9 protein-coding genes are annotated in these 8,198 nt (G+C 61.2%); 6 read left to right on the top strand and 3 right to left on the bottom strand.

The features are described from left to right. Window positions 1–417 precede the first annotated feature (417 nt). The 5 genes from HX807_RS00225 (at window position 418) to HX807_RS00205 (ending at window position 5,263) form a co-directional block, all read left to right on the top strand. Complete coding sequence (locus tag HX807_RS00225) at window positions 418–711, top strand: hypothetical protein (RefSeq protein WP_003219143.1); 294 nt, start codon at window positions 418–420, stop codon at window positions 709–711. 247 nt (window positions 712–958) lie between these two features. Further along, window positions 959–3,673 (top strand): magnesium-translocating P-type ATPase, encoded by a 2,715-nt coding sequence (gene mgtA, locus HX807_RS00220; RefSeq protein ID WP_023658814.1) that lies wholly within the window; start codon window positions 959–961, stop codon window positions 3,671–3,673. 59 nt (window positions 3,674–3,732) lie between these two features. Continuing rightward, window positions 3,733–3,936 carry a hypothetical protein gene (locus tag HX807_RS00215; protein ID WP_256349340.1) on the top strand — a complete coding sequence of 68 codons (204 nt, stop codon included), beginning with the start codon at window positions 3,733–3,735 and terminating at the stop codon, window positions 3,934–3,936. A 31-nt stretch (window positions 3,937–3,967) separates the two neighbouring features. Further along, entirely contained in the window at window positions 3,968–4,315 is a 348-nt protein-coding gene (locus HX807_RS00210) for a DUF2493 domain-containing protein (RefSeq protein ID WP_102606046.1), read from the top strand. Between the two features lie 144 nt (window positions 4,316–4,459). Continuing rightward, window positions 4,460–5,263 (top strand): hypothetical protein, encoded by an 804-nt coding sequence (locus tag HX807_RS00205; RefSeq protein ID WP_177049028.1) that lies wholly within the window; start codon window positions 4,460–4,462, stop codon window positions 5,261–5,263. Between the two features lie 157 nt (window positions 5,264–5,420). Here HX807_RS00205 and HX807_RS00200 read toward each other — a convergent pair whose 3' ends face one another. Then, window positions 5,421–6,140, bottom strand: a complete 720-nt coding sequence (locus HX807_RS00200) for a tellurite resistance TerB family protein (protein WP_087693913.1) — start codon at window positions 6,138–6,140, stop codon at window positions 5,421–5,423. A 124-nt stretch (window positions 6,141–6,264) separates the two neighbouring features. On the opposite strand from HX807_RS00200, the gene HX807_RS00195 reads away from it, so the two are divergent. Further along, complete coding sequence (locus tag HX807_RS00195) at window positions 6,265–6,792, top strand: DinB family protein (protein WP_023658811.1); 528 nt, start codon at window positions 6,265–6,267, stop codon at window positions 6,790–6,792. Window position 6,793: 1 nt separating this feature from the next. Here the strand turns inward: HX807_RS00195 and HX807_RS00190 are convergent, their stop codons facing one another. After that, window positions 6,794–7,249, bottom strand: a complete 456-nt coding sequence (locus HX807_RS00190) for a GFA family protein (protein ID WP_003207766.1) — start codon at window positions 7,247–7,249, stop codon at window positions 6,794–6,796. A gap of 77 nt (window positions 7,250–7,326) precedes the next feature. Then, a complete protein-coding gene (locus HX807_RS00185) occupies window positions 7,327–8,166 on the bottom strand; it encodes an SDR family oxidoreductase (RefSeq protein ID WP_177049027.1) in 840 nt (279 codons plus the stop codon). Window positions 8,167–8,198: the final 32 nt, after the last annotated feature.

Genomic DNA, 8,198 nt, shown 5'->3' with positions numbered 1-8,198 from the left:
CACGCTGGCCGAACGCAGGCTTCGGAACCCCGCAATAAGTTATCCGGCTATTGTTACTTCACCTGCCCGCCACACACCGGCCACTTATCAATAAGCACACTTGATATTGCAACTTCCCCCAACCTTCTATCTGAACAAACTCTGAACCAGTAACAATTTAAGTCATTAAACGTTGACATCCGGCAACTGCCTGAGTAAATTCCCCGTGCCTGCAACTCAGGGCCATTTTTCAACCTCACAAAAGAAGCCAATGGACACAGTATCTAGTCGTTGTCCGATCACCGCGAATGCGGCGAATCGGGCGCCAAACCCAGAAAAAATGACGGGACTCGCCTTTCCGGCCGAGTAAGCTGCGCTAGAGCCTGACGCTCCAACGTAACTGCCTCACCGGATGCCAGTCCGGTCCCGAGGTGTGTTATGACCTTTCAACTGATTGTTTTACCTGATCTGCGTACGCTGGCTAACGCCCTGCGTGCCAAATTGTGCCGCGAGCCCGTAGGCTTTTCCCCTACCCGCAGCACCTTTGTGACCTCATCCCCCCGCGTGTGCCCGACTCCCCGGGCACACTGGCGTATCTGCCCCACCACCGGCCACCTGGTCCAGCAATGGGATCACGCCGACCCTCAAGACCCACAGAGACGGGACGTTTCCAGCCTGGTCGCGCAAGCGAGCCTGATGCTGAGCCTCTACGTGGACGCTCGCGCGGCATAAGCCAGCTGGAAACAGCAACTTCCTGAATTATCCGTTAATTGATTAGCTGGAGTTCTCTATGGACGAAGCCAGTAGTAGCCCGCTGCGCGCTAGTTAACTAACGCGCTGTTAGCGGGCCCATAGAAAGTTACCCAACACCTTATTTAAACCGATCGCGAAGTCAGCGACTCGGCATGCTTTCGCTCGCCTGTCATCAGGTAAGTACCGGGTATGTTTTGTCGAAAAATTGGCGACAGGAGTACACACAATGAGCGCAGTAAAAAACCCGAAACTGCACAAGAAAAACGGCACGGATACCGACACCAAGCTGTCGATGCGTGCCGCCCGCGAAGCCCAGAACGGCCTCTCGGCAACCCTCGCCAATGTCCGGGCAACCAAGGATGGCCTGACCGAACTGGATGCCTCTGCTCGCCTGCAACGTGAAGGCTACAACGAGGTGGCCCACGACAAGCCGCCTCACGCCATCGTGCAATTCCTCCAGGCCCTGAACAACCCGTTCATCTATGTGCTGCTGACCCTCGGCGCCATCAGTTTCTTCACTGACTACTGGCTGCCACTGCAGGCCGGTGAAGAAGCCGACCTGACCAAGGTCATCATTATCATGACCATGGTCATGCTCAGCAGCCTGCTGCGCTTCTGGCAGGAGCATCGTTCGGCCAAGTCCGCCGAGGCCTTGAAGGCCATGGTGCGCACCACCGCCACGGTGTTGCGTCGCGAGCAAGTGGGCTCCAAGCCGACCCTGCGGGAAGTGCCGATGCGCGACCTGGTGGCCGGCGATATCGTGCAACTGTCTGCCGGCGACATGATCCCGGCCGACATCCGCCTGATCGAGTCCCGTGACCTGTTCATCAGCCAGGCCGTGCTGACCGGCGAAGCCTTGCCGGTAGAGAAGTACGATACCCTCGGGGATGTGACGCAAAAATCCGCCACGTCCACGGCGGCCGACCAGGGCAACCTGCTGGACCTGCCGAACATCTGTTTCATGGGCACCAACGTGGTCAGCGGCCGGGCGAAAGCCGTGGTGGTTGCCACCGGCCCGCGCACCTACTTTGGCTCCCTGGCCAAGGCGATTGTCGGCTCCCGGGTGCAAACCGCATTTGACCGCGGGGTGAACAGCGTCAGCTGGCTGTTGATCCGCTTCATGCTGGTAATGACGCCGATCGTGTTCTTCCTCAACGGCTTCTCCAAGGGTGACTGGAGCGACGCGTTGCTGTTCGCCCTGGCAGTGGCGGTAGGCCTCACCCCGGAAATGCTGCCGATGATCGTCAGCGCCAACCTGGCCAAGGGTGCAACCGCCATGGCCAAGCGCAAGGTGGTGGTCAAGCGCCTCAACGCGATCCAGAACTTCGGTTCGATGGACGTGCTGTGCACCGACAAGACCGGCACCCTGACCCAGGACAAGATCATCCTCGAGCACCACGTCAACGCCTTTGGCAACCGTGATGACTCAGTGCTGACCCTCGCCTGGCTCAACAGCCATCACCAGAGCGGCATGAAGAACCTGATGGACCAGGCGGTCGTACAGTTCTCCGAGCAGAATCCGAAGTTCCAGGTGCCGTTTGCCTACAGCAAGGTGGATGAGTTGCCGTTCGACTTCATCCGCCGTCGCCTGTCGATCGTGGTCAAGGACGCGCAAAACGATCACCTGCTGGTGTGCAAGGGTGCGGTCGAGGAGATGCTGAGCATTTCCACCCACGTGATGGAAGGCGACGTGGCCGTCGAGCTGGATGATCGGCGTCGCAACGAGTTGCTGGCGATTGCCCAGGACTACAACGAGGACGGCTTCCGGGTGCTGGTGCTGGCCACCCGCAACATTCCCCAGGCACTCGCCCGCAAGCAGTACACCACGGCCGATGAGCGCAACCTGGTGATCCGTGGCTTCCTGACCTTCCTTGATCCACCAAAGGAAACCGCTGGCCCGGCGATCGCTGCCCTGCGCGAAATTGGCGTGGCCGTCAAAGTGCTCACCGGCGACAACGCCATCGTCACCAGCAAGATCTGCCGCCAGGTCGGCCTGGAGCCAGGCGTACCGTTGCTGGGGACGGAAATCGAAGCGATGGACGACGCCACCCTCAAGCTGCGGGTCGAGGAGCGCACGGTGTTCGCCAAGCTGACGCCGCTGCAGAAGTCGCGGGTGCTCAAGACCTTGCAGTCCAACGGCCACACCGTGGGCTTCCTCGGCGACGGCATCAACGACGCTCCGGCCTTGCGGGATGCCGACGTGGGCATCTCGGTGGACAGCGCGACGGACATTGCCAAGGAATCCGCCGACATCATCCTGCTGGAAAAGAGCCTGATGGTGCTGGAAGAAGGCGTGCTGAAAGGCCGCGAGACCTTCGGCAATATCATGAAGTACCTGAACATGACCGCCAGTTCCAACTTCGGCAACGTGTTCTCGGTGCTGGTGGCCAGTGCGTTCATCCCGTTCCTGCCGATGCTGTCGATCCACCTGCTGCTGCAGAACCTGATGTACGACATCTCCCAGCTGGCCTTGCCGTGGGACAAGATGGACAAGGAATACCTGGCCAAGCCACGCAAGTGGGACGCGAAAAACATTGGCCGCTTCATGATCTGGATCGGGCCGACCTCGTCGATCTTCGACATGACCACCTTTGCCCTGATGTGGTACGTGTTCTCGGCCAACAGCGTGGAAATGCAGACCCTGTTCCAGTCCGGCTGGTTCATCGAGGGGCTGCTCTCGCAAACCCTGGTGGTGCACATGCTGCGCACCCGCAAGATCCCGTTCTTCCAGAGCAACGCCGCATGGCCGGTGATGATGATGACCTGCATCGTGATCGGGCTGGGCATCTACGTACCGTTCTCGCCGCTGGGCGCGATGGTTGGCCTGGAGCCGCTGCCACTGGCGTACTTCCCATGGCTGGTGGGCACCCTGGTCGCCTACTGCTGCGTGGCACAACTGATGAAAACCCTCTACATCCGCCGCTTCAAGCAGTGGTACTGATCAACCGCCCCTGAAAGCGCTGGCTATCGGTAGATAGCCAGTGCACGCGGAGACAGACAATGAACACACTTATGAGCTACCTCGACAACGCTGCTCGCGCGCTGCTGGTGTACGGCCTCGCCCAGGCGGCCAAGGCGGTGATGGTGCTGGGCGTACGGCTGTACGCGCGCAACGTGCTCAGCGCCGTGGAAATGCGCTTCATGCTGGGGTTTTCCAGCACCTTAAACAGTACGTGCATCCGCTTGCTGCGCCCGCGTCGATAAATGGCAATACGCACTACAAGGAAAGATCACCATGCGCATCTTGATCTGTGCAGGTCGTCATTACGCCGATACAAAAATGTCTCGCCAGGTGCTGGACGCCTACCACCGCCTGCGCCCGGTGCAGGTATTGATCCACGGTGGCAGCCAGTTCCTGGGCAGCGACGTGGAAGACTGGGCCCGGGAAACCGGAGTGGATGTGGTGCGTTACCCACCCAACTGGCAACGCCATGGCAAGCAGGCCGAACGCCATCGCAACCAGTTCATGCTCACCGACAGCCGGCCCGACGTGATCATCGCGTTGCCCGGTGGCGACGACACCTCGGAACTGGTGAGCCAGGCCAGGGCCAGTGGCATCCATGTGCTGACTGTAGACAGCTGAATCAACCCTTATTGGAGTATCCAGGCATGAACGAAGAACCGCGTTGTAGCGGTACCCCGTTGCACACTTTTTTCTATTTGAAACACGGCGCGTCCCTGCCAAGTCCGGTCGGGGCGCGCCACCGGCTGTTGATCGAGGTTCACCATGTACAAGAAACACACCCCTGACGGTTTCACTAAATACCGCAACCGCACCACCCACGTTACCTTCCATCCCCTGCCCGCCTCCAAGCTTCGGGCAGTGCGGCGCAACCTGATTTTCGTCGGCGTGACCGCGGGCATCGTGCTGGTGCTCAGCCTGATGTCGAATGCCCATGCGGCAGGCGGCTCCTACGTGGTCGACGACGGCGCAATCAACGCCCCGGGCGAATGCAATGTCGACGCCTGGTTCACCGCCAACCGGCACGCGGGCTCAACCCACAGTGAAACCCTGGCGCCGGCCTGCACTTCCGCTGCCATTGCGTGGTTGCAGTGGACTGCCGCCGTGTCCCGGGCCAACCATGATGGCGACGGCGAAACCCAAGTGAATCCGCAGCTCAAGGCGCAGTTGTGGGCCCGGGAAGACCTGGGCCTGGAACTGGCCGCGTCTGCCGGCGTGCATTACGCGCTGAACCGCCGGCACTCATTTGATGGCGCGGACTTGAATGTGCCGTTTACCTGGCAGCCCATGGAGGCCCTGCGGCTTAACTTCAACGCCGGCTGGAGCCACGCTTATAACGACGGCGACCAGACCCATCGGCCGACCTGGGGCACCGGGTTTGAATACAGCCTGATGGACTCATTGACACTGATCGCCGAACGCTACGGCCAGCAAGGCGGCGACCAGGCGTGGCAAGCCGGGCCGAGGATGCATATCGGCAAGAATGTGGACGTGGACCTGGTGGTAGGACGCAGTTTGATCGGGGATCAGCATCAATGGCTCACGACGGGGGCCACACTGCGGTTCTAACCCGCAGACGATGATCCCAGTGGCGAGGGAGCTTGCTGTGGCGAGGGAGCTTGCTCCCGCTGGAGTGCGAAGCGCTCCCAAAGATTCCGGGGCCGCTACGCAGCCCAGCGGGAGCAAGCTCCCTCGCCACAGGCTTGGTATGACCGTAAATAGCGATTTAAACCTGCCCCTTGGCCTGCTGCTCCAGATGCACCTGCAACGCAGGATCAATCTTCAACTGCGCCGCCAGCTCATCCAGATAATTGCGCTCCGCGTCCCGCTGGTCATCCACCAGCAGCACACTGACCAGGTACACCTCCGACGCCACCGCCGGGTCGCCGGCAAACTCGGCAAAATCCGCCGCATTCAGCGGTTTGGCCACCTCGGCATCCAGCCACGCCTGCAATTGCGGATCATCGGTGTGCTTGCCGATCTCGGCCGAGATCATCTGTTGCTCCCGCTCATCAATCTCGCCATCCGCCTTGGCTGCCGCGATCAATGCACGCAGCACGGCGTGGCTGTGTTCTTCGACCTGCGCGCCAGACAACTGGTCAACCGTCTGCAACGCCTGCTGCGGCGCCGACGCCTGTTGCCGCTGCCAGGCCTGATACGCCTGGAACGCCATCATCCCCAACGACGCCAGCGCCGCGTAGTTGGTGCCGCCGGTGCGCCCCTGAGGCGCCGCACGGGTTCCGCCGAGCATGCCGCCCAGGCCACCGAGCAAGCCACCAAGGCCGCCACCGCCGGAAGCCGAAGCAGCGCTGCCGCCCAGCAAACCGCCAAGCAAGCCGCCCAAACCACCGAGCCCGCCCTGAGACCCGGGTGCAGCGCCGCCCTGCTGGCTGGACGAGGCCTGGCCCGCCCGCAGCAATTGTTCCAGTAGATCGCCGGTATTCATGGTGTCACCCTCCCAGGGCGCAGAGTTCCAGATCAACAACAATAGCTGCGCTGCGCGAGAACACCATGACCGCCCGGCAGGCTCGCTTTATCATGGCGACGCGCCCCCCATCGAGGAACCTCACGTGACCCGTACCGAGCAGATTGCCTTGATGGCGACCTATAACCAGTGGATGAACCGCAAGGTGTATGAAGCGGCCGGCGGCCTGAGCGACGAAGACTTGATTGCCGACCGTGGCGCGTTCTTCGGGTCGATCCTTGGCACGCTGAACCACCTCGCCCTGGGTGATCGCGTCTGGCTCAAGCGTTTCGCCGAGCATCCAGCAGGCTTTGCCGCGCTGGTACCGTTAGACGCATTGGGGTTGCCGCCACGCCTGAATCAACTGGCCTTCGCCGATATCCGTGAACTGTCGGCCCACCGCGCCTGGCTCGACCAGCTCATCATCGACTGGGTGCAGTCGATCAGTGAGCCGGACCTGGATCAGCCCCTGCAGTACCACAACATGGCGGGCACGCCCATGAACAAGAATTTTCATGCACTGCTCGTACACTTCTTCAATCACCAGACCCACCACCGGGGCCAGGTGACAACGCTGCTGACCCAGGCCGGGCGCGACGTGGGCGACACCGACCTGCTGGCGCTGATGGACTAGTTCAACCGCCGCTGTACTCGGCGTACGCCTGTATCAGCGCGGGGAAATTCTCCCTCTCCGGGAGCTGCGCAAAGCTGTGCTGCGCCGGGGTAGTCGCCCACGGCAGCTTTTCACTGGTCCAGGTTTCAATGAATGGCACATAGCCGCTGGCGTCATCCAGCATGGTGGGACGCAGGTTGATCAGATCTTCCACGCCATTGGGGCGGGAAAACATCCAACTCATGCAGTGGGGGCAGCAGTAGTGGCGGTCTACGCCATGCAACCCGCCGATCACCGGGTTGCCCTGGGTGATGGTGAATCCGTGGCTGGGGATCAGCGCGCTCAGCGAGAACGCGCTGGATGACATCTTCTGACACCCGGTGCAGTGGCACGCCATGGTGATCAATGGTTTTTCGGTCACGGTAAAACGCACCCGGTCACAACGGCAGCCGCCTTCCTGGGACTCTTGATTGCTCATCTTCCACTCCAGTCACATTGTGTGTGTGACCGGAGGATAAACGAGCGGGTGCGTCGCGAACAGCGATGCCGGTTTCGTTACGGCACAAAGAAGTCCGTCGAAAATGCCAGGTCCTTTTGCGCTTCCAGTGCTGCCAGACGGTCGCTGAGCTGCTTGTGCATCACGGTGTAGGCGTCTGGCCCCAAGGCAATGCGCTTGGGCGCAGGGTGCTGGTCGACGCTGGCAAGCATGATCGCAACCATCTTGGCCGGGTCACCCGACGACACCGTCGTGCCGCCTTCGATCATCCGCCGTGCGTGGCTGGAAGGAGAACGGTCGTAGTCTTCCAGGCGTGGCGCCAGTTGCGCGCTGCGGTAGCGAAAACCGGTGCGGGCGCTACCGGGTTCGATGAGGGTGCAGCCGATGTTGAAACAAGCCACTTCCTCGCCCAAGGCGTCGACAAAGCCTTCAATTCCCCACTTGCTCGCATGGTACAGCGAACCACCCGGGAAAACGGCCTGCCCGCCCATGGTGGACAGTTGCAGGATCCGCCCGCCACCCTGGGCCCTGAGGTGGGGCAGCGCGGCGCGCAACAGTTGAATGGAACCCAGCAGGTTGGTACCCAATTGATGCTCGATCTGCCGATCGGTCATCTCTTCTGCGGCGCCGAAAAGGCCGTAGCCTGCGTTACTGACCACCACCTCAATGGACCCCAGCGCCTTGAATGCCTGATCGACCACCCGGCGAATCGCCGGGGTATCAGTCAGATCCAACTCGGCCAGCCACAGCCTTTCGCCATGAAGCGCTCGCAGGTCCGCCATGCTCGCCAAATCCCGGACCGTGCCCGCAACGCGCTCCCCCCGTGCCAATAATTGCTCGGTCATCTCGCGTCCGAAGCCACTGTTGGCTCCGGTGATCAACCAAGTGCGTGATGTCATGATCAAACCCTCTGTAGTGACGTTGGAGACCC

Origin of the sequence: Pseudomonas sp. D8002, assembly GCF_013385695.1 — a bacterium.
Taxonomy (GTDB): Bacteria; Pseudomonadota; Gammaproteobacteria; order Pseudomonadales; family Pseudomonadaceae; genus Aquipseudomonas.
This window is presented reverse-complemented; position numbering and strand designations above follow the sequence as displayed.

Excerpts from the sequence above, each read along its gene's own strand:
- HX807_RS00210 (WP_102606046.1), top strand. The coding sequence starts at position 3,968 with ATGCGCATCTTGATCTGTGCAGGTCGTCATTACGCCGATACAAAAATG.
- HX807_RS00215 (WP_256349340.1), top strand. The coding sequence starts at position 3,733 with ATGAACACACTTATGAGCTACCTCGACAACGCTGCTCGCGCGCTGCTG.
- mgtA (WP_023658814.1), top strand. The coding sequence starts at position 959 with ATGAGCGCAGTAAAAAACCCGAAACTGCACAAGAAAAACGGCACGGAT.
- HX807_RS00200 (WP_087693913.1), bottom strand. The coding sequence starts at position 6,140 with ATGAATACCGGCGATCTACTGGAACAATTGCTGCGGGCGGGCCAGGCC.
- HX807_RS00225 (WP_003219143.1), top strand. The coding sequence starts at position 418 with ATGACCTTTCAACTGATTGTTTTACCTGATCTGCGTACGCTGGCTAAC.
- HX807_RS00190 (WP_003207766.1), bottom strand. The coding sequence starts at position 7,249 with ATGAGCAATCAAGAGTCCCAGGAAGGCGGCTGCCGTTGTGACCGGGTG.
- HX807_RS00205 (WP_177049028.1), top strand. The coding sequence starts at position 4,460 with ATGTACAAGAAACACACCCCTGACGGTTTCACTAAATACCGCAACCGC.
- HX807_RS00185 (WP_177049027.1), bottom strand. The coding sequence starts at position 8,166 with ATGACATCACGCACTTGGTTGATCACCGGAGCCAACAGTGGCTTCGGA.